At 67.3% G+C, this 15,707-nt stretch carries 11 protein-coding genes and 1 pseudogene; 8 read left to right on the top strand and 4 right to left on the bottom strand.

Translation table 11 applies throughout. From position 1 onward, the window contains the following. Positions 1-26 precede the first annotated feature (26 nt). Positions 27-509 (top strand): hypothetical protein, encoded by a 483-nt coding sequence (locus FRANEAN1_RS13490; protein WP_020460349.1) that lies wholly within the window; start codon positions 27-29, stop codon positions 507-509. Positions 510-756: 247 nt separating this feature from the next. On the opposite strand, the gene FRANEAN1_RS13485 is transcribed toward FRANEAN1_RS13490, so the two are convergent. The 3 genes from FRANEAN1_RS13485 to FRANEAN1_RS13475 all read right to left on the bottom strand — a co-directional run bounded on the left by FRANEAN1_RS13485 (position 757) and on the right by FRANEAN1_RS13475 (position 2,994). Continuing rightward, positions 757-1,575, bottom strand: a complete 819-nt coding sequence (locus tag FRANEAN1_RS13485) for an NYN domain-containing protein (RefSeq protein WP_020460348.1) — start codon at positions 1,573-1,575, stop codon at positions 757-759. Positions 1,576-2,191: 616 nt separating this feature from the next. Next, positions 2,192-2,398 (bottom strand): hypothetical protein, encoded by a 207-nt coding sequence (locus FRANEAN1_RS13480; RefSeq protein ID WP_198145501.1) that lies wholly within the window; start codon positions 2,396-2,398, stop codon positions 2,192-2,194. Positions 2,399-2,457: 59 nt separating this feature from the next. Then, entirely contained in the window at positions 2,458-2,994 is a 537-nt protein-coding gene (locus tag FRANEAN1_RS13475) for a hypothetical protein (protein WP_157472625.1), read from the bottom strand. A 406-nt stretch (positions 2,995-3,400) separates the two neighbouring features. Here FRANEAN1_RS13475 and FRANEAN1_RS40335 point away from each other — a divergent pair, with 406 nt between their 5' ends. The 3 genes from FRANEAN1_RS40335 (at position 3,401) to FRANEAN1_RS13465 (ending at position 6,745) form a co-directional block, all read left to right on the top strand. Beyond that, the gene (locus tag FRANEAN1_RS40335; protein WP_085950115.1) at positions 3,401-3,568 is read left to right on the top strand and encodes a hypothetical protein; all 168 of its coding nucleotides are present in this window, start codon (positions 3,401-3,403) and stop codon (positions 3,566-3,568) included. Positions 3,569-4,288: 720 nt separating this feature from the next. Then, a complete protein-coding gene (locus FRANEAN1_RS13470; RefSeq protein WP_020460343.1) occupies positions 4,289-5,293 on the top strand; it encodes a hypothetical protein in 1,005 nt (334 codons plus the stop codon). 189 nt (positions 5,294-5,482) lie between these two features. Next, complete coding sequence (locus FRANEAN1_RS13465; protein WP_020460342.1) at positions 5,483-6,745, top strand: IS4-like element ISFsp5 family transposase; 1,263 nt, start codon at positions 5,483-5,485, stop codon at positions 6,743-6,745. Positions 6,746-7,233: 488 nt separating this feature from the next. On the opposite strand, the gene FRANEAN1_RS13460 is transcribed toward FRANEAN1_RS13465, so the two are convergent. Beyond that, positions 7,234-10,527: a WD40 repeat domain-containing protein gene (locus FRANEAN1_RS13460; RefSeq protein ID WP_347177125.1), complete on the bottom strand. Its 3,294-nt coding sequence runs from the start codon at positions 10,525-10,527 to the stop codon at positions 7,234-7,236. A gap of 567 nt (positions 10,528-11,094) precedes the next feature. Here FRANEAN1_RS13460 and FRANEAN1_RS13455 point away from each other — a divergent pair. The 4 genes and pseudogenes from FRANEAN1_RS13455 (at position 11,095) to FRANEAN1_RS43315 (ending at position 15,683) form a co-directional block, all read left to right on the top strand. Next, complete coding sequence (locus tag FRANEAN1_RS13455; protein ID WP_020460340.1) at positions 11,095-12,009, top strand: phosphorothioated DNA-binding restriction endonuclease; 915 nt, start codon at positions 11,095-11,097, stop codon at positions 12,007-12,009. Positions 12,010-12,112: 103 nt separating this feature from the next. After that, complete coding sequence (locus FRANEAN1_RS13450) at positions 12,113-13,939, top strand: AAA family ATPase (protein ID WP_020460339.1); 1,827 nt, start codon at positions 12,113-12,115, stop codon at positions 13,937-13,939. Between the two features lie 7 nt (positions 13,940-13,946). Further along, positions 13,947-14,546: pseudogene (locus tag FRANEAN1_RS43320) on the top strand (UvrD-helicase domain-containing protein); the annotation flags it as partial. A 42-nt stretch (positions 14,547-14,588) separates the two neighbouring features. Beyond that, complete coding sequence (locus FRANEAN1_RS43315; protein WP_041255832.1) at positions 14,589-15,683, top strand: IS630 family transposase; 1,095 nt, start codon at positions 14,589-14,591, stop codon at positions 15,681-15,683. Positions 15,684-15,707: the final 24 nt, after the last annotated feature.

The following is a 15,707-nucleotide window of genomic DNA, read 5'->3' as shown; positions in this document are numbered from 1 at the left end:
TGTCCCAGACCCGAAGGACACCCGCCATGAACGACGACACCTGGACTCTGGTCACCGACGTCGTCGGCCGTGTCCAACGCGCGATCGGTCTCAAAGACGCACCCGCGATTGTCATCCTTGACGGCGACCGCCGCCAGATCCTGTCCGACTACGACTACCTGCGTGACCAGGACGCCACCGTCGCGTTCGAGCACAAGGCCGCCGAGCACGCCCGTGCCCTGAACCTGCGCCGGTTCGCCTTCGCCGTCCCCCAGGTCGTCACCGAGACCGAACCCGGCATCTTCAGCGCCAGAGCGGTCTCCAACCATCCACTGCTCCCCGGCGAGCAGGAGACCATCGCTTGGACCGCCTACGACACCACCGACGGCGCCGACTTCGGCTTCGCCCCCTACACCCGCCGCCCCAACGGGCGTCCCGTCTTCGACGAGCCGGAGATCTTCGACGTGCCGATGCGGGCCGATGACCGCATGCCCGGCGTCCGCCTGCTGCGTCAGCTCACCGAGATCTGAGCACACCGCCCACCGGCCGACATGCGCCCGCGCTACGACGCGCTTCGGTCACAGATCCTCCGCGCCCAGTGTCCCTGACAGCGGCTCCGCGCGGGTCCCGCCATCCCGGGCCGGACCGATCACGACGTCCGCGCCACCAGGGCATGAGAAACATCGACGCCGCGCGCCGCGCAAGGTCAACCAGCAGGTCTTGTCGCGGGGACCCGGAGGCAGCCGGCGGATGGCCCGCCACGGGGTGGACAGCGCGCTAGCCGGTCGGTGTGCGGCGGCGCCGGTCGCGCAGGTAGACGAGGGTCGGTTTACCCCCGCTGTTGGAACGGCGTTCGACCTCGAACAGCTCGATCGCGGTGATCAGCTCGCCCAGTCTCCGGTAGCCGTAGTCGCGGGGGTCGAAGTCCGGGGTCCGCCTGCGGATGATGGTGCCGACCCGTGCCTGGCTGGCCCAGCCGTCGTCGTCGGACGCCTCCTCGACGGCGTCGCGCAGCCGGGTCACCAGCTTCGTGTCACTGCGCAGTCGGGAGCCGGGGATCGGCTGGCGCGCGGCGGCCGTCACGACGTCACCCACGGGCGTGGCCTCGGCCGGCCGGGCAGCGGATGGATCGGCCGGCGCCGGTGCCGCTGGTGCCAGGTTCTCGACGTAGGTGAAGGTGTCGCAGGCCGCGACGAATGACCGCGGGGTCTTGCGTTCCCCGAAGCCGTAGACGATCCGACCTGACTCCCGCAGCCGGGAGGCCAGCCGGGTGAAGTCGCTGTCGGAAGAGATCAAACAGAATCCGTCCAGTTCCGCGCCGTAGAGCAGATCCATCGCGTCGATCACCATCGCCGCATCCGTCGCGTTCTTCCCGCTGGTGTGGGCGAACTGCTGGATCGGTTGGATCGAGTGGGCGAGCAGCTGGTCCTTCCAGCTCCGCAGATGGGTGCTGGTCCAGTCGCCATAGGCGCGCTTGACATGGGCGGTGCCGAACATCGCGACCTCCGCCAGCACGTGCTCGACGAGCGACGCCTGCGCATTGTCGGCGTCGATGAGCACCGCCAGCCGCGCCCGCCCCACTCCCACACCGTCCACCGTCCACCGTCACGGCGGCCGGGTCCGGCAGCCGTGGCGGAGACGGCTGCCCACCAGAGGCCGACACGCCGCGCGGCCACGGCACCGCGAGCGTCGCCAGCCCGCCGCGCAGCCACCCATGCGCAACCCGCGCCACATCCAGCGGCGACCCCACCGACAGCAGGCCCCGCACCCGGCGCCGCCCCTCACCGTCGGCGGGACTCCCGACCGTCAACGCATCCCACCTCCCCTCCCCGAACCGTCAGACCAGCTCTGCGGTCACCAAGGATCGCCAAGCCACCCAACATCATCACGGCCCCGCCCAGGGAGATCTGGGAGCGGCGGCGCCGGTCCAGAGCCTGGAGGCGGGCAGCCGCCAGACGAAGGTGGTCGCGGGCCCGCTCACCCTCCGGTGGCTGGGCTTCAGCAGGCTTTGTAGTGAGTCCGAGAACCACGCTATTGTGCGCGCGCTGAGGACGCTGGGCGAGCACGAGCTCGTTGCTCCAGCCGAACGCCGCATCCAGCGCGAACAAATCTCACTTGACTGGCAGAGTGCTGTTATTCGAACCCAGCGGTATTCGCCGATCAAGGCGATGGCCGGCCGGGGCCAAGAGCAGGCCGCGATCGGCGCCGAGGGTCAGTCCTCGTCATCGTCGTCCTGCTCGTTGTCATTGCGAGCGGCGGCCGACTGCGCGCGCGGCCCAAACCCGGTCTGCCCGGTGCGGCTGCCGGGATCCCGATCGCCGGCGGACTGGATCCGCGAGGCGGCCTCCGACGTCATCGGCGTACCCGAACCTTGTGACTTCGTCATGAGTGCAGCATCGCGCCGCTTGTCGATGAGCACCAAGCAGGCCGCGTACCGAATCGTCAGCAGCTGCGTGCTGCGAGACAAGGGCAGTTTTTCTAGATCAACAGGAAGGTTTTCAGGACCTGCCGCCACGCGGCCACGACATCACGAGAAAGATCCAAAACATCCCTGGTGGCCGAAGGCTGCCCGGCCACCGCGGTGTAGGTCACAGTCCACTGATGGGCGGCGGTACCCGGCGCGATCACCGGGATGGACACCGCAGGGTCATTCGGCGGAACCGATGCCCGCAGCGGAACCGCTTGGACCTGGATTGTGACGGCCTGCGACAGTACGGTCGCCTGGAGATCAGCCGTCCAGGGCGTGCGGTCCTGCCCGGCGTGCTTGCTCTTGACGGCGAGGTCGTGGGCGACTCTGAGCGGCAGCCACTTCTTGAGTTCGGCATCCACATCCACGGTGGGATCCGACGACATGGCCCTCTTGACCCAGTCGCGTAGCGCCTCGGAGCGCTCGAAGAAGCTCTGCATGTCGGCGTAGGCCTCAGTGGAATCGCCTGGGCGGCCCGCATAGATGTCTTCGATGCGGCGCTGGAAGGTCTGGAGGTGCTCCCATTGATTTCGCCACGTACTGATCACGGTGGCTGACCGTACACCTCGCCGACCAGCGCACCCCAGGCCGGCCTTGAGCTCGCCGACGAGCACGTGGTAGTCGAACGGTGATCAGCGCATCCTGTCTAGGACGATGTGCCGCCTGTGGATGACGTGCTGAATTGCCTGTGAGCTGGGGCGATACCGCCTGTAGGTGATAAGGGCGTCGCGACGTCCCAAGACATGGCGGACATCAGGTGTAGATCTGTGCGGACGGGCCCATCCGGTTCGTCCCGGCGGACCGCCAGCACGTGATCTTTGGCCGGAACTCGGCTGGCGGCCCCGCCGGAACCCGTCCCCTGCGGAGGAGACCCGCCTTGCATACACCCGCACCCCCGGCGCGCTGTCCTCCCCGGCATCCTCCGGGCATGCCACATCCGTCGCGGTGCTGACCGTGCTGCTCGCGGTCGCGGTGGCCACCGTCATCGCTTTGGTCGCCGGGATCCTCGCCCGCGCCGACGGCCGGAGCCTGGCCGGGGCGGTCAGCCGCGGCGACGCCGCGTTCGCCGGCACGCTCGCCCTAGCCCTCGCCGTCGTCGGCACGCTGGGAGGACTGTCATAGCCGGCTTCCGCCGCGATCGGGATGGGCACGGTGCCGCACCCGAGGTCTGTCGGTGAGCCGTCGGACAGATCGCAACGACCGGCGCCGTTTCACCGCCGAGGCGCTGGCCGCGGGTTGCGGCGGGCAGACCAGCCCAGCCGACCGGATTCAGGCGATCGACACTGTCTGTGGGCCTGTCGGTTCTCCGGTCGGGGTGAGCGTCGTCTCGCGCGCTTCCTGCGCTTCACCGACCCCGACCAGCATGCTCACGACCTCGCGCGGTCTGACGACGGCGTGCTCGTCGAGGCCTGGGGGCGCCACCCGACGCGGGAGGGGCGGTCCCGGGCGGTTCGTGGGGTACCGTGCCCGCCTGGACGAGCGGGAAGGACAAGGCGCACCTCGTCTGCGGCTCCTGCGGGCACCACAAGGAGATCCTCAATCGGGTTCGCGGACGGGTAGCCATGCCGGGTGAGGATGCGGGCGGCGGCGCCGGGGCCGAAGCGGCCTGTGCCGTGTGGGCCGCCTTGGCCGGCTTGGTAGGCACGTATCTCGGCCGCGAGCCGGCCCGCGTCGCCGTCGGTGCCGGCCTCGTCGATTGCGGCTTGCATTCGCTGCCCGGTGATGCTCCGGGGCAGCTCGATCCAGGCGCGGGTCGCGGCGACAAGCTCTGCGAGGCGATCGGCTGCCGGAGGAAGGCGTACAGGGTCCATCAGACGATTCTGGCAGGGGGACAATGGACTCGTGCTACGCGTCTACCTCGATCAGGCGAAGTGGATCGACTTCACCAAGTGTCGTCTGGGTCGCAGCGATGGCGAACGCTATCGGGACGCCTTCACTGTGGCTACAGAGGCGGTCCGGCTCGGTCGTGCCTCGTTCGTACTGTCCGCAGCTCACTACTACGAGACTCACCGCCGGGCCAGCTGGGCTAGCAGGCTAGACCTTGCTACCACGATGGCAAGTCTCTCCAAGTTCCACACGATCGCTCCGCCGCATGTAATCGTTCCCGCGGAAATCGACGCGGCCATGACCAGCTACTGCGGCACTCGACATCGAAGCATAAACATAAACATTTTCGGCGTCGGCATCAATCACGCTTTCAGTAGCGAGATCCCACTCGACCGTATGAAACTGCCCGACGATGCTGCGATTCCCCCTGAGTTGCGCATCCAGATCAGGGAGACATTCGTGCAGACGATGGAGCTCGCGGGTCTGGCCGATCCCGGTGGGAAACTGGCTCTGATGCTTGAGACAGCGCGCAAGTTCCAAGAAGCGGACCAGAAGTTCGCCGATGGGCAGACGGCTCTCGCCGGGAAGATCGATGCACACAAGCTGCGGCATCGGCTCGGCGACATCGTTACCGGCACCGAGATCGCCGAAATAATAGATCCGCTGATCGCGAGCTGTTTGCGGCACGGTATTGAGCCGATGGGGTTCGTAAGTGACCGCGACCGCGTCCGCCAGTTCCTTGAGGATCTACCGAGCCGGTGGGTGACCAGAGAACTGCGCCGCCTCCGACACCGAAACCCGCAGCAGCGGTGGCATCCGCATGATCTGAATGACGTTAACGCCTTGTCGGCCGCAGTTCCCTATTGCGACGTCGTCGTGACGGAACGGCAGTGGGCTCGGCACATCAACAGCTCAGGACTTAGTGATCGCTATAGCACGACCGTGCTGCACGACCTGTCGAGAATTCCAGAAGCACTGATTAACGCGACGATCGCACAGTCGTCGGGCCCTTGCGTGTAGCGGCAAGAGGACCACTCAAAGAGGGGGGGATAAAGATCCAATGCCACTAAGTTAGAGGCCCGGTTCCGCCGTCAATCACGACACGCCAACGGACTATCATAGAATCGGCGTATTTCCCACGATGCGGAGAGCAGCTTCTACAACATGCGCCGACAGTTCGTTGATCCCGGACGTCGCTAGAATGCCGGTGTGGCGCGTCTCCCGGGGGCTCTTGAACTGCCCGCAGTTACCAGCGACCGACTGACAGATCGCATTTCTCTCGGCGTTCTCGCGCGTATCGTTCCTCGAGACCTGGTCGACGAGGTGCTCGCGGAGACGAGACGGCTGGAACAGCGGAAGAGGCTGCTACCAGCGAGAGTCGTCGTGTATTTCACGATGGCCATGTGCCTGTTCTTCGACGACGACTACGACGAAGTGATGCGCAGGCTCGTGGGCACGCTGCGCTGGCTCGGCTCCTGGAAAGGAGACTGGAAGGTCCCCAGCACCGGAGCGATCTCCCAGGCCCGGACACGTCTCGGCCCGGAACCGTTGAAGCTGCTGTTCGAACGGGTCGCCGTGCCAGTCGCCGGCCTGGGCACGAAAGGCGCCTGGCTCGGCTCCCGCCGACTTGTCGCCGTGGACGGCGTCCACCTCGACACCGCGGACACCCCCGAGAACGCCGACGCGTTCGGCCGTTTCAGCCACGGACCGAAGACCGCCGCCTTTCCCCAGGTACACGTCGTCGCGCTCGCCGAATGCGGTACCCATGCGGTCTTCGCCGCCGCCATCGGCGCCTACACCAGCGACGAACGGTCGCTCGCTGCCACGCTGTTCGACGCCTGCGAGCCGGGCATGCTCCTCACCGCCGACCGCAACTTCTACGGCTACGGCCTGTGGCAACAGGCCCTCGCGACCGGTGCGGACCTGCTCTGGCGAGTCAACGCGAACCTCACGCTCCCCGTCATCCGAGCCCTGCCCGACGGCTCCTACCTCTCTCTCCTGATCGACCCCAAGATCCCCGTCGCCAGACGTGGCCAGCTCATCGCCGACGCCCGTGCCGGCCACGCCCCACCCACAGAGTCAGCCCTACCAGTCCGAGTCATCGAGTACTCCGTACCAGACCACGAAGAAAACGGCACGAGCGAACTCATCTGTCTGATCACCAACATCCTCGACCCCACCGACGTGGCCGCCATCGAACTCGCGACCTCCTACCACGAACGATGGGAAATAGAAAGCACCTTCGATGAAATCAAAACGCACCAGCGAGGCGAGAAACGGGTCCTACGCTCCAAAAATCCCGAACTCGTCAAACAAGAGATCTGGGCCCTCCTACTCACGCACTACGCCATACGAAGCCTCATGATCGAGGCCGCCGACGAGGCCGATATCGACCCCGACAGACTCTCCTTCATGAGAACACTACGGATCACACGCCGCCAGGTCACCGACCAGGCGGATTTTTCCCCCTGACCGCCACACCCGCGCGTGGGAGCAGACCCGCACCGAGATCCTCGAACGGATCAACCCCGCCCGCCGCCACCGCACCTACCCGCGCGCTGTCCGACGAACCAGGTACAACGCCTACCGGATCAAAAAACCAACGGACAGCGGAACCCACCACCGCCAACCACCGACGATCACGCTCGCGCGACTGGCTTAACTAAGCGGCATTGGGATAAAGATCACTTGACTGGCAGAGTGCTGTTATTCAATCCCTGCGGTATTCCTCATCGGCCTCCGATCTTGGGGTCATAGGACTCGTATAGGAGGCCGCCCCGACAGACCCATCGGATCTCTGTCGGTTCCCGTGCTGGCGACCGCTGGCTCTGGTCGAATCGATCGACTTGGCGTCCGTCGTCGCGCTGGGAGCAAGGCGTGGCGAGGTACAGGATCTCGGACGGTCGCAATCCCGCGAGTGCGGGGCGAGGTACATCATCGCCCTCCGTGGCGGGTAAGGGTCAGCACGGCGCGGCGTACTCGCGGTTGTTGACGAAGGTGCGCCAGTCTGTCTTGGTCATCGGTTGGGAGACTCCGTTGCAGGCGCGGCCGACGAGTGTTTCGGGGTCGACGTCCCATTGTTTCGCGAGGTAGTCGGAGCCGAGAGTCACGAGTGTTCGGCTGTCGTCGGTGAACGCCGCGAGGCGGGTTCCGTTGTCGTGGCCGGGGAGGTTGGTGAGCGGCTTCGGCTGGCCGGGGCGGCTGGTGTCCCAGATTGCGATGTCGCCGTCGTTGCCGGCTGCCGTCAGCAGGCGGCCGTCCGGGCTGAAGTCAACCGTGCTCACCGCCGCCTCCTTGCTTCCGACAGGGAGGGATGTGCCCTGCTGCTGTGGCGTCGGGCCGGTGATGTCCCAGGTCGTGACGGTGCCGTGGCCGCCGACGGCGAGTGTGCGTCCGTCGGGGCTGAGCGCGACACCTCCGGAGAGGTTCCCAGTGGTTGCGTCCGAGATGTCGGTGACCGTGGTCAGCGGCCCGCCGGTGCTGACGTCCGGGACGTCGTAGACGCCCACACCGCTATCACCGCCAGTCACCAATGTTCCGTTGTCGGCGCTGAAGGTGATTCCCTGGACCGAGCCGTGGGTGGATGCCGCCTCGGCGATGCGCTTCGGGGGATGGGTGCCGTCGAGTCGGAAGAGTTTGATCGTCCCGTCCTGGTCTCCGGACGCGAGCAGTCTGCCGTCGCTGGTGAAGGCGAGGCCCTGCACGATCGCGCCGTGCTCGGCGAGGTCGGCCACAGGTGATGCGGCGGCGCGTGTCGAGAGGGCAGCGCGCAGGTCCCACACCCTGACGACCCCGTCGTCGTATCCGGCGGCGAGCAGGGCGCCGTCCGGGCTGATCGCGATCGAGTAGACCGTCGCGTCGCGGCCGGGGAACGTGACGGTCGGCTCGCTCGATCCGGCGCGGAGATCCCAGATCTCGATCGCGCCGTCCACGCCGTCGACAGCGAGCGATACAGCGACGGTCGTTCCCGCGCCGTTCACCGCCACATGGTCCCCGAGGATGTCCGGCACCGTGAGTCTGGGCTGAGGCATCCCGGGAGACGCAACGGTCGACAGCCGCACAGCACCGTCCTTGGTCCCGACCGCGAGGGTCTGACCGGCCCGGTCGAAGGTCAGGGAGGTCGGCGAGTCGTTGAGCCGCTCGATGGGGGCGCCTTGGGCCGGGCTGCTCTCGTCGGTGACGTCCCATACGTTGACGGTCCCACCGCTGGCCCCGAAGCCAACGGCCAGGTGGAGGCCGTCGGCGCTGTAGGCGATGGCGTCAACGGCGGCCGCGCCGTCGCCGAGTTCCGCGGTCGGCTTCGTGGGCAGGTTCGCGGGGGCGTTCTGCGATGCCAGCGTGGGATCGGTCCCGGCGACGTCCCACAGGCGCACCACGCCGTCGCCTCCAGCCACGGCGAGGGTCGCGCCGTCGTCCGGCCGGAACAGCAGTCGCGTGACGGGTTGCCGCTGCGGCGGGAGGTGGCTGGTTTCCATCGTGTCCGGTGGCGTCGCCTGTCCCGCAGTGCCTTCGACCGCGTCGGCGTTCATGGCGCCGGCATAGTTGGTCCGCCGCATCAGTGGTTCCGCCGACCGCCCCAGAGCGAAGACAGCGAAGGTTCCCCCGGACGTTCCAACGGCCAGCCGACCGCTGTCGGGGGTGAACGCCAGCGCGGACACGCCGGGATCGTCGATGCCGCTGACGACGCCGGGGATTTGGAGCGGCAGGGCCTCGAGGTCGGGGCCTGTGCTGTTCTGAGCGGAGGCGCTCCCGGCCGGCAGCCGGGTGTTCCAGACCTCCACCGACCCTTCGGGGCCGGGGACCGCGAGCAGGGTGCCGTCGGAGTTGAAGGCCATTGCTGGCGAGTTGGAGTCGTTCCCGGGCAGGGACGCTAGTGCTGTGAGCTCCACCGGATTGTTCCCGGGCGGTCCGGCGGTGGCACTCTCGACGTTCCAGACCAGGACGCTGCCGTCGACTGCCATGGTCGCGAGCCGTCGACCATCCGGGCTGAAGACCGCCGCGGTGACCCGACCTTGGCCCGGCAGCACGGCCAGTGGTTCGGCCTTGCGGCTGACCCGGGTGACATCCCACAGCTGGGCCTTCGTGGACAGCGCGGTGACGGCGACGAACCGCTCACCGACGCGGCCCACCGCCAGGACCTGATCGTCCACGTCGACATCGGTCGGCAGATCGGCGACCGCGAACAGTGCTCGCCATGCCTCCATGGTCGGCGCGGTGCGCCATGCCAGCACAGCCAGTTGGCGTGCCAGGTTCGGGTCGCTGTCCCGCGTGCTCTCCGCGTCGGCTGCCAACTGGCGGGAGTCAGCCAGGTTCCGCTCGTCAGTCGCGGAAGCCTGCCGGTCATGCACCGAATAGATCGCGGTACCCGCCCCCATTATCAGAACGGCCGCCAGGGCGGCCCCCCATAGCCACCTCGTCCTGCCAGGCCGGGTCGCCGACGCCAGGCTTCCCCTCAGTCGTGGCGCGCGGACCGGCGGTTGCAGCGTGAGCCGGCCCCGCAGGTCGTGGTCCCCAATCGGATGGCTGGATGGCCGGGCGAGGCTGGACTGGCTCCCAGAGTGTTCAGGTGCGTTGCTGTGCTCGACGAGACCGATGCCGCGATCGCGCATCGCGGTTCGCCAACCGTCGAGATTATGGCCACCGCGGCGGCGAGCCGCATACCCAGCAGCATCAAGCAGCGCCGACCACGCGTTGCCTGCCGCCGGGGCGTCTCCGCCCGCGACGAGCCCGCGTAGCTGATGCAAGGCGTTCTGCGCGTCGGCGCGGTCCGTCTCCTCGACGTCAAGATGCCAGACGACCGCGCACTGAAGCACGATGTCTCGTGCCGCAGGGTTGAGCGGCGACAACAGCTCCTCGACGCGGTGAAGTTGTTCCGCTTCCTGCGGGCTCGGAGTTCCTGGGACCGACAACCGCCGCGCGTCGAGAGCCCGGCGCAGCGCCTTCATCGAGTCCGACAGCTCACCCGCTGCGATCACCAACCGATGGCGGGCCGGGTCCAGTGGCCCCTCGCCCGCGCGCGCCCACTGCGCGACCGCTTTCGCGAGGACGGTGCCTCCCCGTAAGGTCCTCTTCGCCTGGATGTACGCCGTCCCACCGGTCGCGAAGTCAACCCGCAGATCGTCGACCGCATCCTCGGTCTCCAGCACCACCGCGGTCACCCGCGCGTCGACCTCGGAGATGCCCAGACCACGCAGCGGAGTGTCGGAGAGCCCAGCCACGACCGCATAGGCAGCGACGGCCCGCCTGAATTCCACCCCGCCGTCGCCGGACGACCCCGCGATACTTCCTCTGCCCGCACGGGCACTTGACGGCACGGGATCATCCTATGAGCCGGGAGGCCATGTGATCGACGGGGGAACGCGGTCTTCGCGCCCGTCAGCGCCCGGTTCTGGCGGACGCATGTTCGGCCGAGCTGCCGACGCGCACCGGATGCCGGCTACGGAAGCCCGAAGCGCCTCGATCGAGGCGGCATACTCACGCTTACTGTAGCTGACACGTGGGTGTTTCGTAGCCGCGCCGGAAGATGGTCTCCATCATCGTTGCGTCGCAAGCCAGCATCGGCGTTTAGCCGCCGAAGGCCGGTGTTGCGATAGGCTCCGACCTGTGATGCTCTGAAAGTAAAGACCGGCCATTTTTCGGCGACCGCTGAATGCTGCATCTGGTTGGAATAAAGCTCAGTTGACTGGTGGAGTGCTTGTATTCAAACCGTGCGGCATTCTCCACATGCTGGCGATCTTGGGGCCGTGATCCGTAGCCAGCATCGACCGCGACCCTGGGCGTTCGTGCGCTGGAGTCCGATGGACGCTGGTTGAATCTTCGGGATGGACAGCGCCGAGCTGCTTGATCGGTTAGGTCGGTTGCGGCGGGCCCAGGTCGGCGCGGTCCGGGTGCCTCACAACCCGCTGCTGCTGTTGTGGCTGTTCGGCCGGCTGGCCGCGACAGGCACCAGCGAGGTGAGCTATGCGGAGGCGGAGCAGCCGGTCAGCGGGTTGATCAACCAGTTCGGTCCGCCGGTGCGACGGTCAACGGCACGGCAGCGGGCCGCGATGCCGTTCGTGCACCTGGAACGCGAACTGTGGGACCTGCGTGACGCCGCCGGTGGGCCCCTTGGCCCAGACCTGCCGGAGCGAAGCCGCCTGCTTCACGACCTCGGTGCCGTGGGCCGCCTGCACCGCCCCGTCGAGCGGGCGCTCCTCGATCCCGGAATGCTTGTCGCCGCCGCGAGGCTGCTGTTGGACCGGCATTTCACGCCCGCGCTCGCACCGTTGATCTGCGATGTCGCCGGTCTTGACCTCGGTACGTGGGCCGACTCCACCGGTATAGCCGGTGGGGATCGGCTTCGGCGACGGCGGAGTGCCACGTTCGCCGAGCAGGTGCTGCGGGTCTACGCCTACTGCTGCGCGGCCTGTGGCTTCGATGGACGAATCGGGACAATTCCGGTCGGGGTCGAGGCGGCCCACGTCCGCTGGCATAGCCAGCACGGCCCGGACGACCTCGCTAACGGCGTGGCGTTGTGCTCGCTTCATCACACGCTGTTCGACCTGGGTGTTCTCGGGTTGACGCCGGACCGGGAACTCAAGGTTTCCGATCTCTACGTCGCTCGGTCGCCGGCCGGACAGGCTGTCTACGCGCTGGCCGGGCGTCCGCTCGCGGTGCCTCTGCCGGGTCAACCCGCTGTCGACGCCTGCCACATCGCCTGGCATGACCGCCAGGTCTTCCGCGGTGTAGCGGCATGAGATGATCGATTGTTGTCCGGCTACTGTCGGGCAGCAGACCGCTCGGGACGGCGGGCGGTGAGGCGGATGCCGTCGGCTGGCTTCGCATGCATCGGGGGATCGAATGCAGGTCTGTCGTGTGACCCTGCGCCACTTCCGTGGCGTTGAGGCCGGGACGGTGTATCTCGACGGGGACACGTTGCTGGTCGGGTCCAACAGCGTGGGCAAGTCCACCGTGTGCGAGGCGCTGGATCTGGTTCTCGGCCCGGAGCGGATGTTCCGCCGGCCTGTGATCGACGAGTACGACTTCTTCGCCAGCCAGTATCAGGACGTGGACGGATCTCTCCCCGAGATACGCATCGAGGTGGTCCTGACTGACCTGACGCCGGAAGCGCGGCGGCGTTTCCACGGCCGCATGCGTCGCTGGTCACCACGCCGACGTGACTTCGCGGAGTCGGCGCCCGCTGGCGACGAGGGGGACAGCGAGGACGTGTGGTGCCTGCCCGTCGTGTTCCTGGGCCGGTTCAACCCGGACGAGGACGACTTCGAGGGCAGCACGTTCTTCGCGCATCCGGAACCCGTGGTTGACGACCTCACCGATGAATCCACCGAGCTGGGCGGTGGGTTGAAGCCGTTCACCCGTGAGGACAAGCGGCACTGTGGCTTCCTGTACCTGCGTCCCAACCGTACGGGCAGCCGCGCGCTCAGCTTCCAGCGCGGTTCGCTACTCGACACCATCGTCCGTCTGGAGGCGGAGTCCACCGGCCAGCTGTGGGAGACGGCTCTCCGCGACGTTGAGGAGGTGGTGATCGCTGGGGACGATTCCGCGTTCTTCAAGGTCCGTGAGCAGCTCCGTGCCCGCATCGAGCGGTTCCTCAGCCTGAGTGACGGCCCCGGCGCGGTGGACGTCCGCGTCTCAGAGCTGACGCGGGACCATCTCCGCGAGGTCCTGCGGCTGTTCCTGTCTACCCAGCCCGGAGCGCATGGTGTGCCGTTCAACCGGCTAAGCACGGGCTCGTTGAACCTGCTCGTGTTCGCGCTGCTGACCTACATCGCCGAGCTGAAGGGCGACGACTCGGTGATCTTCGCGATGGAGGAGCCGGAGATCGCGCTGCCGCCGCACGCCCAGCGCCGGCTGGTCGACTTCGTCGTCAGCCGAATGGGGCAGGCGATCATCACGTCGCACTCGCCGTACGTGATCGAGAAGTTCGACCCCGGCCAGATCGTCGTCCTGAGCCACGACAGCACCGGCACGCTCACCAGCACCCCCATCAGTCTCCCGGACGACTTCAAGCCGAAGAAGTACCGCAACAACCGGCGTCAGTTCGCCGAGGCTGTACTGGCCCGCGCTGTCCTCGTTGTGGAGGGCGCCACGGAGGTGCTGGTCTTCCGGGCCGTCTCCGACGTCCTCGACCGCGACGAGACCGCCGTCGGCTACCTGCACCTGGACCTGGCCGGTATCTCGATCTTCGATGCCGAGAACGACGTGTCAGTCCCGGTGTTCGCCCCGGTCTTCGCCGGCATGGGCAAGAAGGTCTTCGGCATACACGACACTCTGAACAAGCCTCTGGAACCCGACGTGGCAGCGAAGACGAGCCGGTTCACCCGGTACGTGGTCATCCCTTACAAGGGGATCGAGGCGTTGCTGGTCACCGAGACACCCATCGCTGTCCAGAGGCGGTTCGCTGTGTCCGTGACGACCCGCCTCGACTGCCCAAGGGGGGTGGGTCAGCTGGCGACGACGGCGACCGATGAGGAGGTCCGGTCACACGTCCGGGAACTTCTGCAAACGCATAAGGGGTCGAACGGCTACGCGGCTCTGCTGATCGCTGAGTGCTCCGGCAAGGCCGAGCTGCCGCCCACCCTTGCCGCCTTCCTGACCTCCATCGACGCGGACCTCCGCCAGGAGCCGCCGGAGTCCGCTGACGTGGTAGCCGTCCCGGCGATCTGACGTCACCGTGAACATCGACGAGACACGGCGTCAGATCCTCGCGGCGGACGGCCATCTGCTCATCCAGGGCGGCCCAGGCTGCGGCAAGACCACCATCGCGCTGCTCAAGGCGGCCTCCGTCGTAGAAAGGCTGGAGCCCGAGCAGCGCGTTCTGTTCCTGAGTTTCTCCCGGGCCGCGGTGCGGCAGGTCGGCGACCGCATGCGCGGCCTGCTCCCGCGCGCCGTTCGGGACCGGCTGGAAGTCCGTACCTTCCACTCCTTCTTCCTCGACCTCGTCCGCGCCCACGGGCCCCTGCTGACCGGCAAGCCGTCCACCTTCATAGCACCCGACCGCGAGCGTCATTTGCGCGCGGATTTCGACGGCGACTGGACAGCCGAGACCCACCGGCTCGCCCGAGACAACGGACGTTACGTGTTCGACCGGCTCGCTGGTGCTGCTGCGGCACTGCTGGCCCATCCGCCGATCCGAGCCCTTTACAGCGACGTCTACCCGCTGGTCATCGTGGACGAGTTCCAGGACACCAGCGACGACCAGTGGCAGGCCGTGCGGGAACTGAGCCGCGGTTCGGTGATCGTGTGCCTGGCGGACCCGGACCAGCGGATCTTCGGTTTCGTTGAAGGCGTCCACGACAGGCGCATCGAGCACGCGATCGAGGACCTCGGCCCGAGTGCGGAACCCATCGAGTTGTCGGCTGCTGAGCGTGCGGTGTTGGAGGGGTGGGCCCGGCGACGCAAGACCGCGCAGGCGCTGGCGTTGAGGTCGCGGATCGTGCTGGCCTGCGCGGACGGCGGGACGAACTCAGGGGTCGCCGCCGGGCTGGGGATCACCCGGGGAACGGTGGCGAAGTGGCGGAACCGGTTCACGGTCGACCGGCTGGAAGGCCTGTCGGACGAGGAACGTCCGGGGGCGCCGCGGAAGGTCACCGACGCGCAGGTCGAGGCGGTGATCGCGAGGACGTTGGAGGAGAAGCCGCCGAACGGTGACACGCACTGGTCGTCACGGTCGATGGCGAGGGCCAGTGGGTTGTCGCAGTCGACGGTGTCGCGGATGTGGCGGGCGTTCGGGTTGAAACCGCACCTGGTCGAGACCTGGAAGCTGTCCACGGACCCGCTGTTCGTGGACAAGGTCCGTGACGTGGTCGGGGTCTACCTGGACCCGCCGGAGAAGGCGATCGTGCTCTGCGTCGACGAGAAATCGCAGGTCCAGGCCCTGGACCGGACCGCGCCGGTGTTGCCGATGATGCCGGGCACGCCCGAGCGGATGACCCATGACTACGTCCGCCATGGCACGACCAGCCTGTTCGCCGCGCTCGACCCGACGTCGGGCTCGGTGATCGCGCAGACCTACCGGCGGCACCGCCACCAGGAGTTCCTGCGTTTCCTCAAGCTGATCGACGGATCCGTCCCGAAGGGCTACGACCTGCACCTGGTCCTGGACAACTACGCCACCCACAAGACCCCTGCGGTGAAGAACTGGCTGCTGCGCCACCCCCGCTTCCACCTGCACTTCACTCCGACGTCGGCGTCGTGGATGAACCTGGTCGAACGCTGGTTCGCCGAGCTGACCAACCGCAAGCTGCGCCGATCCACGCACCGTTCGGTCGTCGAACTCGAAGCTGACATCCGTAAATGGATCAACGCTTGGAACAAGGACCCGAAGCCGTTCGTCTGGGCCAAGACCGCCGACGAGATCCTTGAAACCCTCGCCGCATACTGCCAGCGAATCAGCGACTCAGCACACTAGAATGGGGTCCCATCCGGGAGGGAA

Source organism: Parafrankia sp. EAN1pec (assembly GCF_000018005.1).
In the GTDB taxonomy this organism is placed as follows: Bacteria; Actinomycetota; Actinomycetes; order Frankiales; family Frankiaceae; genus Parafrankia; species Parafrankia soli.
This window is presented reverse-complemented; position numbering and strand designations above follow the sequence as displayed.

What these genes read in the sequence shown, in the direction of transcription:
- FRANEAN1_RS13450 (WP_020460339.1), top strand. Translation starts at nt 12,113, where the DNA reads ATGCAGGTCTGTCGTGTGACCCTGCGCCACTTCCGTGGCGTTGAGGCC.
- FRANEAN1_RS13490 (WP_020460349.1), top strand. Translation starts at nt 27, where the DNA reads ATGAACGACGACACCTGGACTCTGGTCACCGACGTCGTCGGCCGTGTC.
- FRANEAN1_RS13455 (WP_020460340.1), top strand. Translation starts at nt 11,095, where the DNA reads ATGGACAGCGCCGAGCTGCTTGATCGGTTAGGTCGGTTGCGGCGGGCC.